Genomic DNA, 24,444 nt, shown 5'->3' on the forward strand with positions numbered 1-24,444 from the left:
CGGCGTCGACAAGCCTGCTCGAGGGCTACGGGTAGAGACCCCGGATCTGGTGCGCCTCCGCCACGCGCTGCACGCCGATGACGAGCGCCGCGTCGCGCAGGCTCAGCTCCTCGCGCCGCGCGAACGACGACACCTCGTCGTACGCGTGCTGCATGCGGTGCTCGAGCTTCTCGCCGATCTCCTGCGCGGTCCACCAGTACGCCTGGTTGGCCTGCACCCACTCGAAGTAGGAGACGACGACGCCGCCCGCGTTCGCGAGCACGTCCGGCACCACGGTCACGCCGTTCTTCGCCAGGACGCGGTCGCCCTCGGCGGTCGTCGGGCCGTTGGCACCCTCCACGACCCACCGCGCACGGACGCGTCCGGCGGCGTCCTCGTCCAGCACGCCGCCGACCGCAGCCGGCACGAGGACGTCCACGTCGAGCGCCAGGAGCGCGTCGTTGTCGACGGCCTCGCCACGCTCGAACCCCACGACGCTGCCCGTCGCGGCCACGTGCTCGAGCAGGCCGCGCACGTCGAGGCCGTCCGGGTCGTGCACGCCGCCGTACTGGTCGGACACGGCGACGACGCGTGCCCCGCGGGCCGCGAAGATCGCCGCGGCGTGCGACCCGACCTTGCCGAAGCCCTGGACCGCGACGCTGATCTCCGAGAGGTCGGCGTCCTCCTCGGCCAGCGCGGCGCTCGTGACGTGCACGACGCCGGCCGAGGTCGCCGTCGTGCGCCCGAGCGACCCGCCGACCGTGATCGGCTTGCCCGTGACCACGCCGGGGATCGTGTACCCCTGGTTCACCGAGTACGTGTCCATGACCCACGCCATGGTCCGTTCGCTCGTCCCCATGTCGGGCGCCATGATGTCCCGCTCGGGCCCGATCACGGGCATGATCTCCGACGTGTAGCGGCGCGTGACGCGCTCGAGCTCGGCGTCGGAGTGCTCGCGGGGGTCGATCGTCACGCCGCCCTTCGCACCGCCGTACGGCAGGTCGACGATCGCGCACTTCCACGTCATCCACATCGCGAGCGCGCGCACCTCGTCGAGGTCGACCCCGGGGGAGTAGCGCAGCCCGCCCTTGCCGGGCCCGCGCGACACGTTGTGCTGGACGCGGTAGCCGTGGAACAGGACCGTGCGGCCGTCGTCGCGGCGCAGCGGGACGGCGACGTTCACCTCGCGGCGCGGCGTCGCGAGCATCTCGTGCAGGCCGTCGTCGTAGCCGAGGAACCCGACGGCGCCGGCGAGCTGCGCGTGCGCGGTCGCGAGGGCGGACCCGACGTCAGGCTCCTGGTGAGCGCGCCGCGCCGGTCCGGCGTCGGGCGCTGCGGCGCGCGCGTGGCCGGGCGGCGAGCTCTCGGGGGTGGGCGGTGCCGTCGTGGTGGGCAGGGTCGTCTGGGGTGCTGACGTCGTCGTCACTGGTCCTCCGGTTCGAGGTGATCCGGGCTCGGCGGGGGTGTGCCGAGCCCGGGATCACGCTACCCCGGGCGGTGGGACACGCAGCCCGCCGCGACCGACGGGCCGTGTCGTGGCGGCAGCCGCGAGGCGGTTCCGGTCGCGCGAGGCACGATCAGCCGCCGAGCGCGTCGACCGCCGCGAGCTCCTCGGGCGTGAGCGAGAAGCCCGTGACCTGGAAGTTCGCCTCGATGCGTTCGGGCGTGACGGACTTGGGGATGACGACGAAGCCGTGGTCGAGGTGCCAGCGCAGCACGACCTGGGTCGGCGTGACGCCGTGCGCCTCGGCGACCTCGGCCAGGACCGGGGCGTCGAGGTCGGTCCGCTTGAAGGGGCTGTACCCCTCGAGCACCACGCCGCGCGTCGCGAGCTCCGACGCCACCTTCCGGTCGTAGTCCGCGGGGCTCCACGGGATCTGGTCCACGGCGGGCGTCTCGCCGACCTGCGCGGAGAGGATGTCGACCTGCTCGACGGAGTAGTTGCTCACCCCGATGGAGCGCACCTTGCCCTCGTTCCGCAGCTCGACGAACCGCTCCCACACCCACGGCGACGCCTCGCCGGACGGCGGCCAGTGGATGAGCCACAGGTCGACGTACTCGGTGCCGAGGTCGCGCAGCGACGCCTCGAGCGTCTCACGCTCCTTCCCCGCGGCGTCCGGCGGGAGCTTGGTCGTGACGAACACGGCGGCGCGGTCGACGCCCGACTCCGCGAGCGCCCGCCCCACCTGGGACTCGTTGCCGTAGCCCGTCGCGGTGTCGACGTGCCGGTAGCCCACGTCGAGCGCGTGGCGCACCGAGCGGTAGGCGTCGTCGCCCTCGGACTGCCAGGTGCCGAGGCCGAGCAGCGGGATGTCCCCGCCGGGGAGCGTCGCGGTGGGGATGCCGGAGAGGTCGGGTCGTGAGGTGCTGGGTCCTGTCGTCATGGGCACCAGTCTTCGCGCCCGACGCCGTGCCTCGCCACCCGGCGGCGGTACTGCGCGGGCGTCTCGCCGGTGAGCCGCGCGAACGTGCGCGTGAACGACGGCTGGTCGTAGAACCCCGACGCCGCCGCGACCTCGGCGATCGTCCCCTCGCGCGCGGCGAGGAGCCGGGTGGCCCGGTCGACGCGCGTGCGCAGGACGAGCTGGCGCGGCGTCACGCCGTAGACCCGCCGCACGCGACGCTCGATCGTCGACGGCGTGCAGCCCGCCGCGGCGGCGAGCAGGTCCGTCGTCCAGCGCGCGCCGAGGTCCGCCTCGACCGCTGCGACGAGCGCGGACAGCGAGGCCATCGTCGCGTCGTCGGCCGCGCCCGCCCGCAGGTCGTGCGAGACGGACACGAGCCCGACGAGCCGGCCCGCGCCGTCGTGCACGGGCAGCTTCGCGGTGAGGAACCAGCCGGACGTGCCGCCGAGCCGACGGATGCGCTCGAGCTCGCCGCGCAGCGGGCGGCCCGTGCGCAGCACCTCGGCGTCCTGCTGCTCGTAGCGCTCCGCGAGCTGCGGCACGAACAGGTCTCCGGCGCGCCGCCCGACGACGTCGCGGCGCGAGCGCTCGGTCGTCCGCGCGACGAACACGGGGTTGACCGCGACGTAGCGCCCGGTGACGTCCTTCGCGCAGAACATCGTGTCGGGCAGCTCGTCCATGAGCGCGACCATCGCCGGGCTGAGCGCCGCGAGGAGCGCGTCCGCGGTCGCCGTGCCGGCGGGGTGCCGGAGCGGGTCGTCGTTGTCGCGGAGGCGTGCCATGTCGTCCCGGATCGTACAAGACAGGTCGCGCGCGGCGAGGCACGCTGGGGGGATGAGCGACGACGCCACCACGCGGCCACTCCCCACCCCCGGAGACGCTGCCGGCACCACGATCATCTCGCCCGAGGACCTCGTCGACGACGCCGTCGCGCTGGCCCGCCGCTGGCTCGGCGCGACCGAGAGCCCGGGCGACGCGCGGACGCAGTCCCGCGAGCGTCGTACGGCCGAGCGTCTGGGTGCGCTCGTCTCGGACCCGGCCGGGCTCGAGCTCGCGGTCCGGTTCGTCGACGACGTCGCGCGCCCTCACGACGCGCGCGTCGCGGCCCGTGCCCTCGCGCGGCTCGGCGAGCTCGCGGGCAGCGCGGGCTCGTTCCTGGGTCCCGTCGACCGCACGCTCCTGCGTGTCGGGGCAGGGGTCGCGCCCGTGCTGCCGTCGGTCGTGGTGCCGGCCGCGCGGGTCCGCCTGCGCCAGCTCGTCGGACACCTCGTGGCCGACGCCGGGAAGGGGCTTGGCGCGCACCTCGCCCGGACGCGGGCCGAGGGGTACGCGCTCAACGTCAACCTCCTGGGCGAGGCGGTGCTGGGCGAGGACGAGGCGCGTGCGCGCCTCGAGCGGACGATCGCCCTGGTCGAGCGCCCCGACGTGGACTACGTGTCGGTCAAGGTGTCGTCGGTCGCCTCGCAGCTCGTGACGTGGGACCTCGAGGGGTCGCGCGACCGCGTCGTCGAGCGGCTGCTGCCTCTGTACCGCGCGGCGCGCGACCACGGCGTGTTCCTCAACCTCGACATGGAGGAGTACCGCGACCTCGCGCTGACCACCGAGGTCTTCCGGGCGGTCCTCGGCCGTGACGAGCTCCGCGACCTCGAGGCCGGGATCGTCCTGCAGGCATACCTGCCCGACGCCCTCGGCGCGCTCGACGGGCTGACCGCGTTCGCGACCGAGCGTGTCGCCGCAGGCGGGGCGCCGGTCAAGGTGCGGCTCGTCAAGGGCGCGAACCTCGCGATGGAGGCGGTGGAAGCCGAGCTCCACGGGTGGCCCCTGGCTCCGTACCCGACCAAGCCCGACGTCGACGCGAACTACGCGCGCCTGCTCGACCACGCGCTGCGAGCGCCCCGGACCGACGCCGTGCGCGTCGGCGTCGCGAGCCACAACCTGTTCCACGTCGCGCTCGCGGTCCTGCTCGGGAGGGCGCGCGGTGTGAGCCACGCGCTCGACGTCGAGATGCTCCAGGGCATGGCGCCGGGCGAGGCACGGGCGGTGCGCGACGAGGTCGCCGGCGACCGCGTGGACGTCGGACCGCACGCGGGCAGGGGTGGCCGGGTCGTGCTGTACACCCCGGTCGTGCGCGACGAGGACTTCGACGTCGCGATCTCCTACCTCGTGCGACGCCTCGAGGAGAACGCCGCCGAGCAGAACTTCCTCCACGCGATGTTTGCCGGCGGCACGTCGGCCGACGGTGCACCGAGCGGTGCGCGAGGCGGCGCGATGAGCCGGCAGGCGGACGCGTTCCGCGCGTCCGTGCACCACGGCGTCCACCACTCCGAGGCCGACGTGACGCCGCGCCGCCGCTCGCGCGCGGAGGTGCCGTCCGCCGTCGGGCACCGTGCGCCTGCCGAACCCCGGCTCGTGTCGCCATCGGAGACCGGATCGGGCGACAACCCGGGGTTCGGCAACGCGCCCGACACCGATCCGGCCGTCGCGGAGCACCGCGCCTGGGCACGGCGGGTGACCGGATCGGGCAGCGGGTACGTGCCCGTCCGGACGCCGGAGCTCACGACCACGGACGCGGCGGACGACGTCGTCGCGCGCGCAGGCCGTGCCACCGAGGCCTGGTCCCGGGTCGCCCCGGCCGCGCGCGCCGCCGCCCTGCGCGCCGTCGCCCGGCGGCTCGAGGCGGCGCGCACCGACCTCGTCGCCGCCATGGTGCACGAGCCCGGGAAGACCGTCGCCGAGGCCGACCCCGAGGTCAGCGAGGCCGTCGACTTCGCCGCCTACTACGCGGACCGGGCCGTCGAGCTCGACCCCGCGTCCGGCGCGTACCCGGGGGCGCGGTTCACGCCCGACGGCGTCACGCTCGTCACGCCACCGTGGAACTTCCCCGTCGCGATCCCCGTCGGCGGCGTCCTGGCGGCGCTCGCGGCCGGGTCCGCGGTGATCGCCAAGCCCGCGCCCCCGACGCCGCGCTGCCTCGAGGTCGCCGTCGACGCGATCCACGCGGGCCTGCGCGACGCCGTCGCGGCCGACCCCGCGCCCTTCGCCGCCGCCGGGCTCGTCGACGGTCCGGGCGCCGGACCCGGCGCACCGACGACCGACGACGTCGTGCAGTACGTCCGCGTTCCCGACGACGAGCTCGGCACCCACCTCGTCACGCACGACGGCGTGGCGCGCGTCGTGCTGACCGGCTCCATCGAGACCGCCCAGCTCTTCGCGCGGTGGAAGCCGGAGCGTCCGGTCCTCGCGGAGACGTCGGGCAAGAACGCGCTCGTCGTCACGCCGTCGGCGGACCTCGACCTCGCCGTCGCCGACCTCGTGCGCTCGGCGTTCGGCCACGCAGGGCAGAAGTGCTCGGCCGCGTCGCTCGCGATCCTCGTCGGGTCGGCCGGCGACCCGGCCACCGAGACGGGGCGGCGCGTGCGGCGCCAGCTCGTCGACGCGGTGCGCTCGCTCGTGGTCGGCCCGCCGACCGACCTGTCGACCACCATGGGCCCGCTCACCGAGGCCGCGTCCGGGAAGCTCCTGCGCGCGCTGACGACGCTCGAGGAGGGCGAGTCGTGGCTCGTCGAGCCGCGCTGCCTCGACGCGGGCGAGGACGGCACCGGCCGGCTCTGGACCCCGGGCCTCAAGGAGGGCGTGCGGCCCGGGTCGGCCTTCCACCTCACCGAGTACTTCGGGCCCGTCCTCGGCATCATGACGGCCGCGACGCTCGACGAGGCGATCGCGCTGCAGAACGCGGTGCCGTTCGGCCTCACGGGCGGCATCCACAGCCTCGACGACGACGAGGTCGTGCGCTGGCTCGACGCCGTCGAGGTGGGCAACGCGTACGTCAACCGGCACATCACGGGCGCGATCGTGCAGCGCCAGTCGTTCGGCGGCTGGAAGCAGTCGGCCGTCGGCCCCGGTGCCAAGGCGGGCGGACCGAACTACGTGGCGCAGCTCGGCCGGTGGGACGACGACGTCGCGAGCGACCTCACGCAGCCGCAGGACGCGCCCGACGACGGCCTCCCGCCCGCGCGCGACGTCTCGCCCGAGGGGTGGCTCGCGTGGGCGAGCGCCGACGACGCGCGCTGGTGGGCGCGGGAGTTCTCGCCCGCCCACGACCCCTCGGGGCTGCAGGCCGAGTCGAACGTCTTCCGCTACCGGCCGGTCGAGCTCCTCACCGTGCGCGCGGGGTCCGACGCGCCGGCCGTCGAGGTCGAGCGCGTGCTGCACGCCGCGCGCACCGCCGGGGTCCCCGTCGTGGTCGTCCCCGCGCCCGGGGCGCCCGGGGCCTCACGGGCCGTGGAGGTGACCGACGAGGACTTCGCCGCGCGCGTGGCCGACGGCCGCGTGCACGGGCGGGTCCGCGTCGTCGGGACGGCGCCGGGGCTGCACGACGCCGCGGCGGGTCGCGTCGGCGACGTGACGGTGCTCGACCACCCCGTCGTCGCGAGCGGTCGGCGCGAGCTGCTCACGGTGCTCCACGAGCAGGCCGTGAGCCGCACGACGCACCGGTACGGCCACGTGCGACGCTGACGCCCCGTCGGGGAGGATCCCGGCGCGTCGGGGGAGTGCCCGGTGGCCCGGGCACCTCCCGGCGACGTCAGACCGAGGCGCGCTCCACGAGCTCGGGCGAGAGCACGCACGAGCTGACCTCGTCCGAGCGGTGCGCGACGAGGTCCAGCAGGAGGTCCGTCGCGTTGCGCACCATCTCGACCATCGGGTTCTGGACCGTCGTCAGGGGCGGCGAGGTCGTCGCGGCGTTCGCGAGGTTGTCGAAGCCGACCACGGAGACGTCGCCGGGGACGCTGCGCCCGTGCTGGGCGAGGACGCGCATCGCTCCCTCGGCCATGAGGTCCGACGCGGCGAAGAGGCCGTCGACGTCCGGGTGGTCCGCGAGGATCCGCTCCATGGCAGCAGCCCCGCCCGAGGCGGCGAAGTCGCCCACCTCGACGGCGTCGTCGGGCAGTCCGGCGTCGCGCAGCACCTCGCGCCAGCCGGTGAGCCGGTCGACGCCCGCGGTCATGTCCTGCGGACCGGCGATCGTGGCGATCCTGCGGCACCCCGCCTCGACGAGGCGCCGGGCGGCGAGCCGCCCGCCCTCGACGTTGTCCACGTCCACGTACACGAGGTCGGGCGTCGGCCGGAACGGGCGACCGACGAACACCGCGGGCAGGCGCGTCGCGAGCAGCGCCTCCTCGAGCTCGTCGTCGCGGTGGTGCGACGCCACGATCGCGCCGTCGACGTGGCCGCTGCGCAGGTAGCGCACGATCCGGCCGGGCTGCTCGTCCGGGCGGGCGAACAGGAGGACGAGCTGGAGGTCCGTGCCGCCGAGCGCCGCGCTCACGCCCCGCATCGTGCCGGCGAGGAAGGGGTCGGTCAGGATGCGCTCGTCGGGCTCGGGGACCACGAGCGCGATCGAGTCGGTGCGGCGCGTCACGAGCGACCGTGCGGCACGGTTCGGCGTGTAGCCGAGCTCGGCGACGGCGGCGTCGACCGCCGCCTGTGCCTCGGGGGAGACGCGCAGACCACCGTTGATCGCGCGCGACGCCGTCGACCGGGAGACCCCCGCCGCCTGGGCCACCTCGTCCAAGGTCGGGGCGATGCTCGGAGTGCTCATCCGACCAGTATCCCGCGTCCTTGCCGTGACGGGCCCGGGGGCGGGCCGCGACGGCGTCACGGCGCTCATCAGGGCCTCGCGCCGGCCGGTGCGTCATCCGGCTCGTCCCGTGCGGGCACGACGTTCGTCCCGGCCACGCGTGCGTACCAGCGGCCGCTGGCCTTGACGGTGCGCTCCTGCGTCTCGTAGTCGACGCGGACGATGCCGAAGCGCTTGGTGTAGCCCAGGGCCCACTCGAAGTTGTCCATGAGGGACCACGCGAAGTAGCCGCGCACGTCGGCGCCGGCGTCGATCGCGTCCTTCGTCGCACGCAGGTGCGCGTCGAGGAAGTCGAGCCGGTCCTGGTCGTCGACCGAGCCGTCGGGACCGACGACGTCGGGGTAGGCGGCGCCGTTCTCGGTGACGTACATGCTCACGCCGAGCGGACCGGTGTACTCCTCCTGCAGACGCGTGAGCAGGCGGGTCAGGCCCTCCGGCTGGACCTCCCAGCCCATGTCCGTGAGAGGCAGGCCGCGCGAGTGGCCGTGGACGCCGTCCGCGGCGGGGTAGGGCGACGACGTCTCGCGCACCGGGGCGCCGTCCTGCGCCCCGGCGTCCTCGTCGCGCACGCCCTCGGGGCGCGTCCCGCCGTCTGCCGAGCCGGACTCCTGCGGTCGGGCCGAGAACGCGCCGCCGTTGTAGTAGTTCACGCCCAGCGTGTCGATCGGGGTGGAGACGATCTCCAGGTCGCCGTCCCGGACGTGGTCGAGCAGCCCGTAGGGCGCGACGTCGTCGAGGAGGTCCTGCGGGTACGCGCCGCGGAAGAGCGGGTCGAGGAAGACGCGGTTGAACTGGCCGTCGATCCGGCGGGCGGCGTCGACGTCGGCGGGGTCCGCCGGATCGACGGGGTCCGCCACCGTGAAGTTCAGGGTGATGCCCAGGTTCGCCTGCGGGGCGCGCTCGCGCAGCGCCTGCACCGCGAGGCCGTGACCCAGCAGGAGGTGGTGCGCGGCGGCGAGACCGTCCGGCCGCGACTGCCGACCCGGGGCGTGCACGCCCGCCGTGTACCCGAGGAACGCGGAGCACCACGGCTCGTTGAGCGTCGTCCACACCCCGACGCGGTCGCCGAGCGCCTCGTGCATCGTCACGGCGTACTCGGCGAACCGGAACGCGGTGTCACGGTTCGTCCACCCGCCCTTCTCCTCGAGCGCCTGCGGGAGGTCCCAGTGGTAGAGCGTGATCCACGGGAGGATCTGGGCGTCGAGGAGCTTGTCGACGAGGCGGTCGTAGAACGCGAGACCCTGCGGGTTCACCGCGCCGCCGTCCGGGCGGACGCGCGCCCACGAGCTCGAGAAGCGGTAGGCGCCGAGGTTCAGCTCGCGCATCAGCGCGACGTCCTCGCGGTACCGGTGGTAGTGGTCGCACGCGACCAGGCCGTCGTCACCGTTCACCACGGCGCCGGGGACGCGGGCGAAGGCGTCCCACACCGAGTCCTTGCGGCCGTCGGTCTGCCCGGCACCCTCGATCTGGAACGACGCGGTCGCGGCACCCCAGAGGAATCCGTGCGGCATCTCGACGCGGCCGGTGGCCGTCGCCGGGTTGGGCGCGAGCGGCGTGGACGGGACGAAGAGGCTCATGGGTCGATTGTCCTTCGAGAGGTACGGGTGGACCTCCGGGCGGGCTCCGGTCAGGAGCCCGCCCGGGCAGTCGGGTACGGAGTCGGGCAGGGCGGTCAGCCCTTGACGGCGCCCTGCATGATGCCCGCGACGAGCTGGCGCCCCGTGAACATGAAGATCACGATGAGCGGCAGGGTCACGAGGAAGATGCCCGCCATGACGAGCGAGTAGTCGACGAAGAAGTTCGACTGCAGCGACCGGACGACCAGGGGCAGCGTTGGATTGCTCTGGTTGAGCACGATGGACGGCCAGAAGAAGTTGGTCCACTGCTGCACGAACGTGAACAGGCCGAGCATCGCGGCGGCAGGGCGAGCCGCGGGCAGGGCGATCGACCAGAACGTGCGGAACATCGACGCGCCGTCGACGCGCGCGGCCTCGATCAGCTCGTACGGCAGCGCCTCACCGAGGTACTGGGTCATCCAGAACACGCCGAACGCCGTGACGAGCGCCGGCACGATGACCGCCTGCAGCTTGCCGATCCACCCCAGGTCCGACATGAGGATGTACATGGGGATCACGCCGAGCTGCGTCGGGACCGCCATCGTGGCGATGACGAACACGAGCAGCGGTCCGCGCCCCTTGAACCGGAGCTTGGAGAACGAGAACCCGGCGAGCGTCGAGAACAGCACGACGGACAGCGACGTGATGACCGCGATGACGACGGAGTTCCACGCAGCCTTCCAGAAGTTGATCGCGTCAGAGCTGATGACCTCGCCGAACTGGGTGAACAGGCTCGAGTCCGGCAGGAGCTGCGGCAGGGCGTTGCGCGAGATCTCCTCCGGGGTCGACGACCCCAGGATGAGGGTGAAGTACAGCGGGAAGACCGAGATCAGCAGGACGATGCCGAGCAGCGTGTAGGTGACCCAGCGAGGACGACGCTGGGTGCCGCCGACGTTCTTGCCTGCGGAACGGCGACGGGCTGCGGCGCGCGCGGCGCCCGGCCCGGCGGTCTGGGCGACGACGGGGACGGAGCTCATCGCTTCCTCCGATCGGTGGTGCTGGGCGTCGAGCCGCCTGCCGACGGTCCGACGTGACGGGCGGGGGAGGTCGGCTGCGACGCCGCGGCGAGCTCGGCACGGGCACGCGCCGCGCGTCGTCGGCGTTCGCGTCGGGAGTCGCCCGTGGGCGCTCCCGAGGTCGAGATCCGTCGTGTCACGAGGAAGTTGACCATCCCGATGAGCAGGATGAGGAGGAACAGCAACCAGGCGATCGCGGCGGCGCGGCCGAAGTTCTTCTGGTTGCCCCACGCGACGTCGTACAGGTACAGCACCGTGGTCATCCACTGCCGGTCGGCGCCGCCGAGGCCCTGCGCGTCGTACATGCGCGGCTCGTCGAAGATCTGCAGGCCACCGATGGTCGACGTGATGACGACGAAGATGATCGTCGCGCGGATCTGCGGGACCGTGACGGAGAAGAACTGGCGGACGCGCCCGGCGCCGTCGATGATCGCGGCCTCGTAGAGCTCGCGCGGCACGGCCTGCATCGCGGCGAGGAAGATCAGCGCGTTGTAGCCGGTCCAGCGGAAGTTGACCATGGACGAGATGGCGACGTGGCTCGCGAAGGTGTCGGCGTGCCAGCGCACCGGGTCGACGCCGACGAGGCCCAGCAGCTCGTTGATGAGGCCGTACTGGTCGGCGAAGAGGCGACCGAAGATCATCGAGACGGCGACCGGTGCGACGACGTAGGGGAGCAGGACGCCCATGCGCCAGAACGTCGCGGTGCGCAGGTTCTGGTCGAGCAGCGCGGCGATCCCGATCGCGGCGATCACCTGCGGCACGGACGACAGCACGAAGATCGACAGCGTGTTGCGCAGCGACTTCCAGAACGTGGGCTGCGCGAGGACGTCGGAGTAGTTCTGGAGACCGACGAAGTCGCCCTGGCCACCCAGGAGGTTCCAGTCGTACACGGACACGACGGCCGTGTAGACGAGCGGGAACAGGCCGGTGATCGCGAAGAGCACGAAGAACGGCGAGATGTAGAGGTAGGGGGACACCTTGACGTCCCAGCGGCTCATGCGCTGGGAGAAGCCGAGGCGGCGCGGTGCGCGCTCGTTCGGCCCGCGGAGCCCTGGTGAGGGCTGGGTGGGGGTGAGGACGGCCATGTGGGTTCCTGTACGGCGGTCTGCGTCGTCGTGGGCGAGCGACGCGGTGCGGTGGGCGGGCAGGGTGCGCCCGAGGACGCACGGCGGGGGCCGGGCCGGCGCGTGCGCGCCGACCCGGCCCTGTCAGGTCAGAGACCCAGGTCCTGGAAGGACTGGAGCGTCTTGTCCCACGAGGACGCGGCGTCGTCGGTCTTCTCGACGTCGACGCGCTTGATGCCGTCCTGCACCGTCGTGTGGATCGCGAAGTAGTTCGCGCCCTTGAACGGTGCGCCGTCGATCGCGAGCGCACGGTTCACGAAGATCTCACCGACCGGGGCGGCGTTGAAGAACTCGTTCGTGAAGGACTGGACCGCCTCGGACTCCTGCGCCTCGACCTGCGACGGGAACGTGCCCGCGTTCTCGAAGGCCGTGGTCTGCTGCGCCGGGTCGGTCAGCCACGCGGCGAGCTCCTTGGCCGCCTCGGCGTTCGGGCCCGTGGCCGGGACCGTGAGGAACGAGCCGCCCCAGTTGAGGCCGCCGCCGGGGAACACGTCGGCGACGTTCCAGCCGGTGACACCGCCCGAGCGCTCCTCGACCGGGCCGGTCATCCACGCCGGGCAGATCATCGTGGCGAAGCCGTCGTTCTGGAACGCGGCGTCCCAGTCGGCGGACCACTGCTCGAGACCGGCGGACAGGCCGTTGGTCGTCGACTGCTCGAGCACCGTGTCGTAGATGTCCTTGATCTCGGTGTTCTCCGCGAGGTCCTTCGGCGTGCCGTCGGACTCCTCGTAGGCGTTGTCGATCTGGTTGACCATGCCCTGCGAGATGGACATCGCCGAGTCGTACCAGGCCGCGTCGCTCGCCTCGACGAACTGCGCACCGGCCGCGAAGTAGTCGTCCCAGGTCGCGTCCTCGCCACCGAGCAGCTCGGCGACGGCGGCCGGGTCGCTCTCGAGGCCGGCGGCCTCGAAGAGGTCCTGGCGGTAGCAGATCGCGCTCGGGCCGATGTCGGTGCCGTACCCGATGAGCTTGCCGTCGGTCGTCGTCGCCTGCTGGACCTTCCAGTCCACCCAGCGGCCCTCGAGCGCGTCGTCGGACAGGTCCTCGAAGAGGTCCGGGTACTGCATGAGCTCAGGGAGCCAGTCGACCTCGATCGCCTCGATGTCGGCGAGGCCCTCGCCACCGGCGGCGAGCTTCGTCGTGAGGTTGGTGCGGGCGTCCTCCGACTTGGCGGCCTTCGTCTGCTTGACCGTGACGTTGGGGTGCTCCTCCGAGTACGCCGCGAGCAGCTCGTCGGTGTAGCCGAAGTCGTTGAACGTCGCGACGGTGAGGGTGATCTCCTCGTCGCTCGAGCCGGACGTCTCGTCGTCGGAACCCGTGCCGCTCGAGCACGCGGTGAGGGTGAGGGTGATGGCCGCGAGGCCCGCAGCGGCGGAGATCGCCTTGCGGGACCGGCGGGTCGTACGGGTGCTGCTCAGCACGGTGACTCCCTTGTCGGTGGGACGGGATGGCAGCGCTCCCACTCCAGAGTGGTAGCGCTTCCACGAACGTGGCTCGATGGTGCTCGGCCCGGGTGGGGCGTGTCAAGCGCCGTCGGCGGAGGGGGCGCGGTGGTCGCGCTCCCACCGACGCATCTTTGCAGGTCAGAAGGGTAGCCGTCGCGCCTCGGCCGGGGATGCGGCCGAAATTGTTACCGGTTCGAGACCGCTCGACGGGTCGTCATCGGGCGAGCCACTCGCGCCCTGCGCGCTCCTCCGCAGCGAGCGCGCCGCGCACGGCCCCCGCCGCGGCCTCCTCGATCGCACCTCCGAACAGCGGGACCGAGGCCTTGATCTCCCCCGAGTACGTCTGGACCGTGGCCGTCGGGTCGGCGGGGTCCGCCGCGAGCCGGACCGTACCGGTCAGCCGGACGGGGGCGCCGGTGATCTCGAGCGACACGGTGCCGGCCCGCGTGCCGTCGCGCTCCGGCTCCCACGCCTCCGCCTGGCGGATCTCCAGCCGGCCCCCGACGAAGGTGCGCACGTGCGACGGGATCTGGTCCGTCGGGAGCTCCCGGCGCACCGCGACGGTGAACCCCGCCGCGGCGCTGCCCGTGACGTCGACCTGCTCGACCGCCCCGCCCGGCCCGCCCGACCGCTCGGCACGCCACCGGACGAACGGCTCGTCGGCGAGCATCGCGCCGACCGCGTGGACGGGTGCGGGATAGCGCAGCTCGACGCTCAGGTGCACGGGGGCCTCCTCGGGGACGCGCCCGGGACGTGGGCGCTCATCGGGACTCTAACGGGCCGCGCGCAACTACGCTGGGGTCCGTGTCTGCCATGAGTGACCTCATCTCCCGCCACGCCGACCTCAGCGCCGGTGACAACGAGTGGCTCCATCTGCTCGTGGGGGACTGGCAGGTGATCTCCGACCTCGCCTTCGCCGACCTGGTGCTCTGGCTCCCCACGCAGGACGGCAACTTCGTCGCCGTGTCCCAGTGCCGTCCCTCGACCGGCGCGACCGTCCACTACGACGACATCGTCGGCTCGCACGCCCCGGACGGCCAGCGCCCGCAGCTCGAGCGCGCCCTCACGGAGGCGCGCTCGCAGCGGTCGCGCGAACCCCGTTGGTTCGGGGCGTACGCCGTGCGCGAGGAGGCCATCCCGGTCGTCCACGAGGGTCGTGCCATCGCCGTCGTCGCGCGCCAGACCAACCTCGGCAGCGGGCGCACACCGAGCCGGCTCGAGCTCAACTACGTCGAGGCGGCCGACGACCTCATCGCGATGATCTCGCGCGGCGAGTTCCCGTTCCCCAACGCCGCGACAGGCCCGCGCCGCGGCGCTCCGCGCGTCGGCGACGGGCTGATCCGCCTCAACTCCGAGGGCGAGGTGCTCTACGCGAGCCCCAACGCCCTGAGCTGCTTCCACCGCCTCGGCGTCATCGGTCCGCTCGTCGGCCGGTCCCTCGTCGAGGTGACGACCGACCTCATCGAGCACGAGCGGACCGTCGACGAGTCCCTGCCCCTCGTCGTCATGGGACGAGCGCCGTGGCGCACCGACATCGAGGCGCACCGCGTCGCGCTGTCGCTGCGGGCGCTGCCGCTCACGGAGTCGGGTCAGCGCATCGGCGCGGTGCTCCTGTGCCGTGACGTGTCGGAGCTGCGGCGCCGTGAGCGCGAGCTCATCACGAAGGACGCGACGATCCGCGAGATCCACCATCGCGTGAAGAACAACCTCCAGACCGTCGCCGCGCTCCTGCGCCTGCAGGCCCGGCGGATGGACATCCCGGAGGCCCGCGCGGCCCTCGAGGAGGCCATGCGGCGCGTCGCGACGATCGCGCTGGTCCACGAGGGCCTCTCGCAGACCCTCGACGAGGAGGTCGAGTTCGACGACATGGTCGGCCGGGCGCTGCGCCTCGCCGCCGACGTCGCGTCCGCCGACACGAGCGTGCGCACCGTCCGCACGGGCAGCTTCGGGCTCGTCCCCGCCGAGGACGCGACACCGCTCGCGCTCGTCCTCACGGAGCTGGTCACGAACGCCGTGGAGCACGGCCTGGCGAAGCAGGAGTCGGGCACGGTCGAGGTGGCGGTCGAGCGCGAGGGGTCCGCGGTGCGCATCGTCGTCGCCGACGACGGCACCGGGATGCCGGACGGCGGCGTCGCCTACGCGGGCAGGGTGGCGAAGAGCGGTCTCGGCTCGCAGATCGTCCAGACCCTCGTGACGAACGAGCTCGGCGGGTCGATCGAGTGGGGTCCGCGCCCCGGGGGAGGCACGCAGGTCGTCCTGCAGCTCGTCCTGCGTGACGGCGCGGGGTCGCGTCACGCCTGAGGGTGCAGCCAGGGCACCGTGTCAGGCATCTCCATCACGAAGGGCCGCCACCCGGTGGGGTGGCGGCCCTTCGTGAAGGTGCTGCGGTGCTGCTCCGCGGGCGGGCGTCAGCCGGCGCGGCGGGCGCGGGCGGTGCGGCGCTTGAGCGCGCGACGCTCGTCCTCGGACAGGCCGCCCCAGACGCCGGCGTCCTGACCCGACTCGATCGCCCACTTGAGGCACGTGTCGACGACGTCGCAGCGACGGCACACGGCCTTCGCCTCCTCGATCTGCAGCAGGGCCGGGCCCGTGTTGCCGATCGGGAAGAACAGCTCCGGGTCTTCGTCCAGGCAGGCTGCGCGGTGGCGCCAGTCCATGGTGATCTCCTTGGTGCGGGGGGAACCTGGACGCAGGTGATGACGCTGCGCGGTGGGCGCCGCAAGGCCAGGTTCCGAGCGGGGGGTAATTGATGCTTGAACCAGGTTCACACCTCGTGAAGACGAGCACAAGGGGTTACGAGGAAGTTTCCTCTGGATGAATCGTGAGGTGTGCGTCACACGGAAGTGAACGCCCAGGTCGCGGCGTACGCTGGGTGATCGTGCCCCCTCGACCCACCCCGCAGGACCGTCCGGAGACCGGCCCCGGAGACCGCCCGCCGGCTCTCGTCGCCCTCGTCGTCGGCGTCCTCGTCGAGGCCCTCGCGCTCGCCGTGGGCGGGGCGGTGGTGCTCGTCGAGCTGCTCGCCGGTGGCTCCCGGTCCGTCGGCGTGAGCCTGTTCCTCGTGGTGTTCGCGCTCGGCGTCGCGACACTCCTCGTCCTGTGCGTCCGCGGGCTGCTGCAGGGCCGCCGGTGGGCCCGGTCCCCCGTCGCCACCTGGCAGATCCTCCAGGTCGTCGTCGTGATCAGCTCGTTGCAGTCCGGGGCGACGGCGTGGATCGCGGTGGCCCTGGTGCTCGCCGTGGTCGTGCTCGTGCTGCTCATGCTCCGGCCGGTGGTCGAGGCAACGACGCGCGACGCCCGTCCGGCCGCCTGAGACGCGCGCCGTCGCTGGGACACGCGCGCCGTCGCACGGCCGCGCGACGGTGGCGCGCAGCCGCGTCCCGGCCGGTCCGGACCGCCGTCATCCTCCGTCGGGGAGCGCGACCTGTACCGGTGCGAGCCGCGAGCCCTCGACGAGGACGCCTCGCCCCGGTCGGGGACGTCCTGGGTCGGCGAGCCACGACAGGTCGTGACCGAAGACCTCGCCGCTCCCTCGTTCCGCCGGCGCGAGGACGATCCCCGAGCGTCGTGCGCGCAGCTCGGCGAGCGGACCCCGCATCGCCATGACCGCCGACCCGGTGGCCGCGGACGCCACGAGGCGCACGTCCTCGCGGCACAGCGCCGCGACGCGGTCCGCCTCGAGCACGCACAGCTGGGCGAGCTGGTCGATGTCGTCGATGACGAGGACAGGAGCCCCGGAGGCCCCCGGCGTCGTACCCGACGCGACGACCGCATCGAGGACGCGGCCGACCTCGGCCGGCGAGAAGCGTCCACCGACGGCGACGCCCGGCCCCGCGAGGTCCTGCAGCGAGCGGTCGCGCGCGAGGACCCCGCGCAGCACGCCTGCGGTCCGTGCGTGCCGGGCGAGCAGCACGAGCGCGGTCGTGCGCCCGCTGCCGGGCGGACCGACGACCAGGGCGCCGCGACTCGCGTCGAGCGTGAGCACGGACGCGTCGTCACCACCGATCCCCACGGGCACCTCGTCGGGCAGGCCTGGGACGCGGGGACGGTCGGCCACGTGCAGCGCGCTCTCGCGGATCGTCGTCGGCAGAGCGGCGAGGCGCAACGGGCCGGGGTCCACCATGCCGGGGTCCGCCGGGTCGACGTCCGGCGGGCCGGCGTCCGGCGGGCCGGCGTCCGGCAGGACGACCTGGCAGACGAGGGGTTCCCCCGGGCCGATCCACACCGCCCGGCCGGGAGGGCCGCCTCGCCCCGCCAGCGGGGCGGGGACGCCGAGGGACACGTCGTCGTGGCGGTCGCGGGACGACAGGACCGTGCGGACCCCGATGCACGCGGCCAGACCGGCGACGGTCGGCCCGGACCCGGCGACGGCGAAGGCCGCGCCGGATTCCGTGAGCGCCTCGGCGAGCAGGTCGGCCCCTGCGCCCCCCGCGAGCGCCGAGAGCGTCGAACGGACCGCCTCGACGTCGTCGACGAGGACGAGGGTGGGCGCCGTGCCGAGCGCCCCGACGGGCCGGACCTGTCCGTCGTCGTGCTGCGCGAGGAGGCGCAGCAGCCGCGCGACGCGCCGGGCGTCGGAGCGGTCGACCACGGTTCCGGCGGCGGGGTGCGCCGCGATCTCGCCGAGCCGCGCTCCGACGGCGTGGACGTGCCAGCCCTGCGCGAGGGCGGCGTGCGCGAGGGCGACCAGGGTCGTCGTCCGTCCGGAGCGCGCGCGTCCGAGGACGGCGAGGTGGCCGTCCCGCGGGTCCCATCCGACGACGACGCGACGCTGGTGGTCGGGGTCGTCGCCGAGAGCCAGGGGCAGCGTCGCGCGAGCGTCCGTCCCGAGGGCGCCCTCGGCGTCCGGGCCGACCGGACCGCTGGGCTCGCGCCGCTCGTCGACCGGACCGCTCAGGGCGCCCAGGGCGCCGAGGTCCCGCGCGCGGACCTGTTCCGGCAGCGCGGGCAGCCACGGCGGGCCGGGTGTCGTGATCCCCGCACCGGCGGCGACGGTGCGGGCCGCGTCGACGAGCCGTGCGAGGGTGTCCGGCGCCGGGGTGCACTCGCCCCCGCCGCGCGCGAGGGCGTCGTCGGCCGGGAGCGTGGTGGCGCCCCAGCCCGGGGCAGCACGGACCCCGGCCGTCGGCACCGGGACCGGTGCCCCGGCCCGCGCGCACTGGAGTGCGACGGGCGGGGCGGCGCCGCGGCGCAGCACGAGCCGCCCCGGTGTCCCGGTGGGGATCAGCGCCGCGTGGGGCGACTCGACGACGTCGCGCGAGTCCGCGGCGTCGACGACTCTCAGCGCGAGCCGCAGCGTGATGTTGGCGCGCACGTCCGCGCTCACCGCACCGGCGGGGCGCTGCGTCGCGAGCACGAGGTGGACGCCGAGCGAGCGGCCCTGGGCGGCGACCCGCAGGAGGCCCGGGAGGAACTCGGGCAGCTCGTCGGCGAGCGCGCGGAACTCGTCGATGACCACGACCAGCCGGGGGAGCGTGCCCGCGGGCACGTCGTCGACGCTCGCGGCGCGCGCCGCGGCGAGGACGCGCTCCCGACGGCGGAGCTCGGCCCGCAGACCGGCGAGCGCCCGCCCGGCGAGGCCTGCGTCGAGGTCCGTCACCTGACCGACGACGTGCGGCAGCCTCCCGCACTCACCGAAGCTCGCGCCGCCCTTGAAGTCGACCAGCACGAACGTCAGCTCGGCCGGCGAGCGTCCGAGCGCGAGACCCGCGACCAGGGACTGGAGGAGCTCGGACTTGCCCGCGCCCGTCGTGCCTGCCACGAGCACGTGCGGACCGTCGGCGACGAGGTCGACGACCTCCGGCGTACCGCCCGGGCCGACGCCGAGCGGGACCGGGAGGCCTCGGCCGTCGCGCGTCGCGGCGCGCCGCCAGCGGTCGGCGACCCACGCGACCGTCGCGCCGTCCGGCTCGGGCGCCGCCGGTGCACCGAGGAGAGCTCCCAGGGAGACGTCGTCGGGGAGGGTCGACGCCGCAGGGTCGCAGCCGTCGGGGACCGTCGCGACGCCGGGCGCACGGAGCCGGCCGAGGTGCTCGGCCGCCGCGAGGTGACGGGCGAGCTCCTGGGCCCACGTGACGTCCACGCCGACGTACGGGGTCGTCGTGCCGACGCCGTCCGCCCCGGTGAGCACGGCGTCGTCGCCGTCGACCGCCAGGACGGTGCGGCACCACGCGGGTACGGCCTGCACGTCGCGCGCGACGAGGACCAGGCGTGCCCCCGCGGGGCCGAGCCGTTCCCACGCGGCAGCGAGCTCGCCGGGCGCGAGGTCGCCGTCGACGACGAGCAGCCTCGCGCCAGCGGCCGCGGCGTCGTCGAGGTTCCGCACGAGCGTGCTCCGTGGCAGCCACCGGCACCAGGACCAGTCGGACGCCGCACCCGGTCCGTGCCGGACCGTCAGTGCGGTCCCGGAGGTCAGCAGCTCGGCGAGCACGGCGCGTGCAGCCGCGAGGGCCGCGTTCCGCGGGCCGACCACCGCGATGCAGCCGTCCGGCAGCCGGACGCCGAGCCCGTCGTCCGTGGTGGACCCCGGCGTCGACCCGGTCGGTCGGCCCGCCGGTGGGCCGGCAGGGGGGCCATGATCGACGACCGCACGGCCGGGAACGGCCTGCACGGTGTCGTCGGGGGCGAGGTGGGCGACCGCTGCCCAGGTGAGCACGTCGGCAGGGCGGGGCCGCAGAGGGTCGGGGGACCGAGCCCCCGCGGCCCCGCCGGCAGCCGCGGTCGGCACGGCGGTGCGACGGCGTCGGGCGTCCAGGAGCGCCGGCAGCAGCAGGGCGAGCGGACCGACGAGGGCCAGCAGCGCGTACAGCGGCTGGCGGAACGTCACCGCGAGCGCGAGCGACGCCACGGCCGGGGTGAGCGCCGTCGCGAGGTGCGTGCTCCAGCGGCGCGACGCCTCGGGGCCCGCGGTCGTCCCCGCGACCGCGACCGCGTCCGAGGGCGGCACACGGGGCGCGTGCTCGAGGCGCGGGCGAGGCCGCAGCGCGTAGGTCGTCGAACCGTGCACGACGACGTGCCCCTCGCGCCAGCGTGTCGCCCACCTCGGCGAGAGGCGGCGCCGGCGCCCCGAGCCCCGGGCGGCGGGCCGGGCCGGGTCGGCGGCCCGCACCCGGAACGCGCCCCGCGGGCCACGGACCCGCACGACGTGTCCCCGCCGGACCCGGGTCGACCGCACCTCGAGCGCGTCGACCGCGACGAGGCCGTCCGGTGTCCGCGCCCCGGACTGCCGGCCCGGCGCGGCCGGGGGCGTGACCGGCACCAGCCGGCCGGCGCGAGGGCCGCCCACCACGGCGACGTGCCACGGCGCGGCGAGGACGTCCGCGGCCCGCGGGCGTGCGGCGTCCTCACGCGCGTCGTCCGTCGCGAGCGTGGCGCCGGGGAGGAGGGGTCGGGTGCCGCACCGCTGGTCGTCGTCGACGCGGACGCCGTCGACGCGCAGCGGTGCGGTGAGGAGCTCGGGCCGGCACGTCAGGTCGGCGAGGGCCTGTCGTGCGTCGCCGAGGCGGACGCCGACGTCGAGCAGCAGGTCCGTGCCCGGCCGCAGGGTCACCCGCGCGGCGGCGCCCGCCACCCCGGGAGCAGGGAGAGCCGCCCGGGCAGGGGCGGGCTGCGGGGGAGCGGGAGCGGTCGGGGCGGGCACGTGCCGATCCTGCCGCCTGGGACGCCACCCGCGCCGGGACGACGGACGCCCCTGTGGACAACTGTCCGCAGGGGCGTCCGCCGGACGTCCGGTCCGGGCACGGACCAGGACGTCCGTGGCGCATCAGTCCACCGCGAGCGCCGCGACCGGCGACGTCCGGGCCGCCGTCCGGCCGGGGACGACGGACGCCACCAGGCCGGCCACGAGCGCCACGACGAGCACGAGCACGATGTCCCGCCACGGCACGGTGAGCGACACGTCGCCCATGATGCTCAGCGCGGTCGCCGACCCCGCCCAGCCGTAGAGCACGCCGAGCGTGATCCCGAGCAGCGCGCCGACGCCCGCGATGAGCATGCCCTCGAGCGCCAGCATCCACCGCAGCTGCGAGCGGCTGAGACCGATCGCGCGCAGCGTCGCGGACTCGCGGCGCCGCTCGATGACGGACAGCGAGAGCGTGTTCGCGACGCCGATGAGCGCGATGACGACCGCCACGGCGAGCAGCCCGACGATCACCGCGAGGATCGTGTCGATGACCTGCTGCATCGTCGCGCGCTCGACCGCGACGCCGATCACCTCCACGGGCGCGTCCGTCCCGACGATCGCGTCCTGGATCGCGGGCACGACCTGCATCGCGTCGTCCGGCGAGCCCAGGCCGACCCACAGCCGCGAGACGACGGCCGAGGGGTCGACGGCCAGGGCGTCGGCGGTCGTCATCAGCCAGCGGTCGCCGATCGCCCCGACGTGGGCCGTGAGCTCGACCGTCTCGCCGGTCGGGCCGGTGAGCGTCAGCTCGTCGCCGTCGGTGACGCCGTACGACTCGGCGGAGTACTCGGGCACCATGACCGTGCCCTCGCCGAACGCCTCGAGCGTCTCGGGCGAGCGGACGACGTCGAGCGCCTCCGCGGGCTCCACGCCGTGCACCGAGGCGTAGCTCCCGTCGGGCAGCGTGACCTCCGTCCCGGTGAGCCCGACGACCCCCGCGACACCGTCCACCTCGGACACCGCCCGCACGACCGTGTCGGGCACGGGCTGGTCCGTCGACCCGTAGTTGTCGGCCGCGACCATCACGTCCACGGGGTACTGGTCGTCGAGGGCGGAGTCGAGGCTCGACCGGGCGCTCGCGGCACCTGTGGACATCATCGCGACGAGCGTGACGCCGATGAGCAGCGCGGTGCTCGTCGCCGTGGTGCGCCGCGGGTTGCGCAGGGTGTTCGCCGCGGCGAGGCGCGCCGTCGACCCGGTGCCCGCGAGGAGGCGGCCGACGAGCGCGACGACCTTCGGCAGCCAGAACACGGCACCGACGAGCACGCCGACGAACGACAGCGCGCCGCCCGCGACACCGACGAGGATCCCCGCCTCGGGGCTGTTCGCACCCAGCACGATCCCGCCCGCGAGGAGCGCCGCGCCACCGAGCGTGAGCAGGGACGCGAGCACGAGGCGCACGCGTCCGCCGCCGCGCACGCTCGGGGCGTCGGCCGGGCGCAGGGCCTCGAGCGGCGCGACGCGGGTCGCCGCGCGGGCCGGTGCCAGGGACGCGACGAGCGTGACGAGCGTGCCCACGAGGAGCGGCACGAGCACGACCGCCGGGGTGACGGTGATCGTCGAGGGGACGGGCACGCCGAGGTCGGCGCCACGGGCGACGAGCAGCGCGACCTGCGTGAGCAGGGCGCCCAGCAGGACGCCGCCCACCGACGACGCCACGCCGAGGATCGTCGCCTCCGAGAGCACCGAGCGCGCGAGCTGCGCCTTGTTCGCCCCGACGGCGCGCAGCAGCGCGAGCGTGCGGGTGCGCTGGGCGACGAGCACCTGGAACGTGTTCGCGATGACGAGCGCGGCGACGATCAGCGCGACCGCGGCGAAGCCGAGGATGACGAACGTGAACACGTCGCGGTCTCCCGTCATGCTGCGCGCGACGTCCTGCGCGTGCTCGGACGGCGTGACGGCCCGCGACCCGTCCGGACCCTGCGCGACCAGCGCGGCGCGCACCGCCTCGAGGTCGGTGCCGGGTGCGAGCCCCACCATCGCGGCGGAGTAGGTGCGCTCGGCGTCCTCCGCGGACCGCTGCGCGGCCTCCCACGCGGCGACGTCGGCGGCGGAGAGGACGGCCGCACCGCCCATCTGGGCGTACGCGCCGTACGGGTCGTCCGTCGTGCCGACGACCGTCAGCTCGTCGCGGAGCTCCTCGTACGCGCCGCCGTCGGGTGCCGAGTCGTCCCACACGTTGCGCAGGCTCACGACGGTGTCGCCCACCGAGACGTCGAGGCGTTCGGCGACGCTCTCGGGCAGGGCGAGCTGTCCGGGCGCGCTCGGGAGCGAGCCCTCGACGACCTCCAGCGCCTGGAAGCGCGGGTCCGACGGCGTCGGGATCCCCATCTGGAAGACGCGCTTCGAGCCGTTGGACAGGTCCAGGTAGGTCAGCTGTACGGCGTCGACCGCCTGGACTCCCTCGACGGCGGCGAGCGCGTCGACGTCCGCGGCGGTGAGGTCGGCAGGTGCGGACACCACGAGGTCGGCGTCCGCGAACTGCGCGGCGATCGAGTCGTTGGTGGTCCGGGTGATGACGTTGCCCGCGATGAGCGTCGCCGTGACGAAGGCCGTCCCGATGACGATCGCGACGCCGGCCGCGGTGAGGCGGCCCAGGCTGCGGCGCATCTGCGCCAGGGTGAGGCGGAGCATCAGGCGCGCACCGTCCCCGTGGCCGCACCGGCTGCCGCGACGTCGCCGCGCTCGTCCGGTCCGGCGACCTCGAGCGTGCGCAGCGCGTCGAGGCCGGCGAGCACCGACTCGGGCGTCGGGTCGGCGATGTCGCCCGCGATGCGGCCGTCGGCGATGAGCACGACGCGGTCCGCGTACGCCGCCGCCGCCGGGTCGTGCGTGACCATGATGATCGTGCGGCCGAGCTCGCGGACGCTGCGGCGCAGGAAGCTCAGCACCTCCGCGCCGGAGCGCGAGTCGAGGTTGCCCGTCGGCTCGTCGGCGAACACGACCTCCGGGGCGGCGATGAGCGCCCGCGCGATGGCGACGCGCTGCTGCTGGCCGCCCGAGAGCTCGCTCGGGCGGTGCGTGAGGCGTGCCTGGAGGCCGAGCGTGCTGACCAGGGTGTCGAACCACGCGCGGTCGACGGTGCCGCCCGCGAGCTCGACCGGCAGCGTGATGTTCTGCTCCGCCGTGAACATCGGCAGGAGGTTGAACGACTGGAACACGAAGCCGACGCGGTCGCGGCGCAGCTGGGTGAGCGCGTTGTCGTTGAGGCGCGTGACGTCGGTGTCGCCGATGAACGCGTGCCCGTCCGTCGCGGAGTCGAGCCCGGCGAGCAGGTGCATGAGCGTCGACTTGCCCGAGCCCGAGGGGCCCATGATCGCGGTGAAGTGCCCGCGCTCGAAGTCCACGTCGACACCGTCGAGCGCGCGCACGACCGCCTCGCCCGTGCCATAGGTCTTGCGCAGCGCGCGGGCGCGCACCGCTGGGCCGGCCGTCCTCGCTCCGGGGCCGCCGTCGGGTGCGGGCTCGGCGGGTCGGTACACGGTCGTGTCCACGTCGTCTCCTGGTGTCAGCTGCTGTGCGGATGTCTCGAGAGGTGCA

General features: G+C 74.5%; 16 protein-coding genes. 3 read left to right on the plus strand and 13 right to left on the minus strand.

The annotated features are described in order from the left end of the window. Positions 1–25: 25 nt before the first annotated feature. The 3 genes from ACZCLJ_RS18920 to ACZCLJ_RS18930 form a co-directional block, all read right to left on the minus strand. Positions 26–1,405, minus strand: a complete 1,380-nt coding sequence (locus ACZCLJ_RS18920; protein WP_463104889.1) for a Glu/Leu/Phe/Val family dehydrogenase — start codon at positions 1,403–1,405, stop codon at positions 26–28. A gap of 151 nt (positions 1,406–1,556) precedes the next feature. Further along, complete coding sequence (locus tag ACZCLJ_RS18925; protein WP_463104890.1) at positions 1,557–2,363, minus strand: aldo/keto reductase; 807 nt, start codon at positions 2,361–2,363, stop codon at positions 1,557–1,559. Continuing rightward, positions 2,360–3,166 carry a helix-turn-helix transcriptional regulator gene (locus tag ACZCLJ_RS18930; protein ID WP_463104891.1) on the minus strand — a complete coding sequence of 269 codons (807 nt, stop codon included), beginning with the start codon at positions 3,164–3,166 and terminating at the stop codon, positions 2,360–2,362. The genes ACZCLJ_RS18925 and ACZCLJ_RS18930 overlap by 4 nt, the downstream gene beginning before the upstream one ends. Before the next feature lie 52 nt (positions 3,167–3,218). Between ACZCLJ_RS18930 and ACZCLJ_RS18935 the strand changes: the two genes are divergently transcribed. Further along, positions 3,219–6,899, plus strand: coding sequence for a proline dehydrogenase family protein (locus tag ACZCLJ_RS18935; RefSeq protein WP_463104892.1), 3,681 nt, complete (start codon positions 3,219–3,221; stop codon positions 6,897–6,899). A gap of 67 nt (positions 6,900–6,966) precedes the next feature. On the opposite strand, the gene ACZCLJ_RS18940 is transcribed toward ACZCLJ_RS18935, so the two are convergent. The 6 genes from ACZCLJ_RS18940 to ACZCLJ_RS18965 all read right to left on the minus strand — a co-directional run bounded on the left by ACZCLJ_RS18940 (position 6,967) and on the right by ACZCLJ_RS18965 (position 13,947). Further along, positions 6,967–7,983, minus strand: coding sequence for a LacI family DNA-binding transcriptional regulator (locus ACZCLJ_RS18940; RefSeq protein ID WP_251150386.1), 1,017 nt, complete (start codon positions 7,981–7,983; stop codon positions 6,967–6,969). Between the two features lie 68 nt (positions 7,984–8,051). Continuing rightward, positions 8,052–9,599, minus strand: coding sequence for a glycoside hydrolase family 1 protein (locus ACZCLJ_RS18945; protein WP_463104893.1), 1,548 nt, complete (start codon positions 9,597–9,599; stop codon positions 8,052–8,054). Between the two features lie 95 nt (positions 9,600–9,694). Continuing rightward, complete coding sequence (locus tag ACZCLJ_RS18950) at positions 9,695–10,615, minus strand: carbohydrate ABC transporter permease (RefSeq protein ID WP_251150384.1); 921 nt, start codon at positions 10,613–10,615, stop codon at positions 9,695–9,697. Beyond that, the gene (locus tag ACZCLJ_RS18955) at positions 10,612–11,739 is read right to left on the minus strand and encodes a carbohydrate ABC transporter permease (RefSeq protein WP_251150383.1); all 1,128 of its coding nucleotides are present in this window, start codon (positions 11,737–11,739) and stop codon (positions 10,612–10,614) included. Before ACZCLJ_RS18955 ends, ACZCLJ_RS18950 begins: the two co-directional genes overlap by 4 nt. 128 nt (positions 11,740–11,867) lie before the next feature. Beyond that, on the minus strand, positions 11,868–13,199 hold the full coding sequence (locus tag ACZCLJ_RS18960; RefSeq protein WP_251150382.1) for an ABC transporter substrate-binding protein: 1,332 nt from the start codon (positions 13,197–13,199) through the stop codon (positions 11,868–11,870). A gap of 238 nt (positions 13,200–13,437) precedes the next feature. Further along, positions 13,438–13,947: a DUF2505 domain-containing protein gene (locus ACZCLJ_RS18965; RefSeq protein ID WP_251150381.1), complete on the minus strand. Its 510-nt coding sequence runs from the start codon at positions 13,945–13,947 to the stop codon at positions 13,438–13,440. Positions 13,948–14,036: 89 nt separating this feature from the next. Between ACZCLJ_RS18965 and ACZCLJ_RS18970 the strand changes: the two genes are divergently transcribed. Beyond that, positions 14,037–15,524, plus strand: a complete 1,488-nt coding sequence (locus ACZCLJ_RS18970) for a sensor histidine kinase (protein ID WP_251150600.1) — start codon at positions 14,037–14,039, stop codon at positions 15,522–15,524. Between the two features lie 107 nt (positions 15,525–15,631). On the opposite strand, the gene ACZCLJ_RS18975 is transcribed toward ACZCLJ_RS18970, so the two are convergent. After that, positions 15,632–15,880 carry a WhiB family transcriptional regulator gene (locus ACZCLJ_RS18975; protein WP_021481972.1) on the minus strand — a complete coding sequence of 83 codons (249 nt, stop codon included), beginning with the start codon at positions 15,878–15,880 and terminating at the stop codon, positions 15,632–15,634. A gap of 221 nt (positions 15,881–16,101) precedes the next feature. On the opposite strand from ACZCLJ_RS18975, the gene ACZCLJ_RS18980 reads away from it, so the two are divergent. After that, positions 16,102–16,536, plus strand: a complete 435-nt coding sequence (locus ACZCLJ_RS18980) for a hypothetical protein (RefSeq protein ID WP_463104894.1) — start codon at positions 16,102–16,104, stop codon at positions 16,534–16,536. Between the two features lie 87 nt (positions 16,537–16,623). Here the strand turns inward: ACZCLJ_RS18980 and ACZCLJ_RS18985 are convergent, their stop codons facing one another. From ACZCLJ_RS18985 to ACZCLJ_RS18995, 3 genes are all read right to left on the minus strand, one after another. Continuing rightward, on the minus strand, positions 16,624–20,862 hold the full coding sequence (locus ACZCLJ_RS18985) for an FtsK/SpoIIIE domain-containing protein (RefSeq protein ID WP_463104895.1): 4,239 nt from the start codon (positions 20,860–20,862) through the stop codon (positions 16,624–16,626). A gap of 123 nt (positions 20,863–20,985) precedes the next feature. Beyond that, positions 20,986–23,538, minus strand: a complete 2,553-nt coding sequence (locus ACZCLJ_RS18990) for an ABC transporter permease (protein WP_463104896.1) — start codon at positions 23,536–23,538, stop codon at positions 20,986–20,988. Then, the gene (locus tag ACZCLJ_RS18995) at positions 23,538–24,398 is read right to left on the minus strand and encodes an ABC transporter ATP-binding protein (RefSeq protein WP_251150378.1); all 861 of its coding nucleotides are present in this window, start codon (positions 24,396–24,398) and stop codon (positions 23,538–23,540) included. The genes ACZCLJ_RS18990 and ACZCLJ_RS18995 overlap by 1 nt, the downstream gene beginning before the upstream one ends. Positions 24,399–24,444: the final 46 nt, after the last annotated feature.

Source organism: Cellulosimicrobium sp. So1_17 (genome assembly GCF_055181235.1).

What these genes read in the sequence shown, in the direction of transcription:
- ACZCLJ_RS18925 (WP_463104890.1), bottom strand. Translation starts at nt 2,363, where the DNA reads ATGACGACAGGACCCAGCACCTCACGACCCGACCTCTCCGGCATCCCC.
- ACZCLJ_RS18930 (WP_463104891.1), bottom strand. Translation starts at nt 3,166, where the DNA reads ATGGCACGCCTCCGCGACAACGACGACCCGCTCCGGCACCCCGCCGGC.
- ACZCLJ_RS18935 (WP_463104892.1), top strand. Translation starts at nt 3,219, where the DNA reads ATGAGCGACGACGCCACCACGCGGCCACTCCCCACCCCCGGAGACGCT.
- ACZCLJ_RS18940 (WP_251150386.1), bottom strand. Translation starts at nt 7,983, where the DNA reads ATGAGCACTCCGAGCATCGCCCCGACCTTGGACGAGGTGGCCCAGGCG.
- ACZCLJ_RS18945 (WP_463104893.1), bottom strand. Translation starts at nt 9,599, where the DNA reads ATGAGCCTCTTCGTCCCGTCCACGCCGCTCGCGCCCAACCCGGCGACG.
- ACZCLJ_RS18950 (WP_251150384.1), bottom strand. Translation starts at nt 10,615, where the DNA reads ATGAGCTCCGTCCCCGTCGTCGCCCAGACCGCCGGGCCGGGCGCCGCG.
- ACZCLJ_RS18955 (WP_251150383.1), bottom strand. Translation starts at nt 11,739, where the DNA reads ATGGCCGTCCTCACCCCCACCCAGCCCTCACCAGGGCTCCGCGGGCCG.
- ACZCLJ_RS18970 (WP_251150600.1), top strand. Translation starts at nt 14,037, where the DNA reads ATGAGTGACCTCATCTCCCGCCACGCCGACCTCAGCGCCGGTGACAAC.
- ACZCLJ_RS18975 (WP_021481972.1), bottom strand. Translation starts at nt 15,880, where the DNA reads ATGGACTGGCGCCACCGCGCAGCCTGCCTGGACGAAGACCCGGAGCTG.
- ACZCLJ_RS18990 (WP_463104896.1), bottom strand. Translation starts at nt 23,538, where the DNA reads ATGCTCCGCCTCACCCTGGCGCAGATGCGCCGCAGCCTGGGCCGCCTC.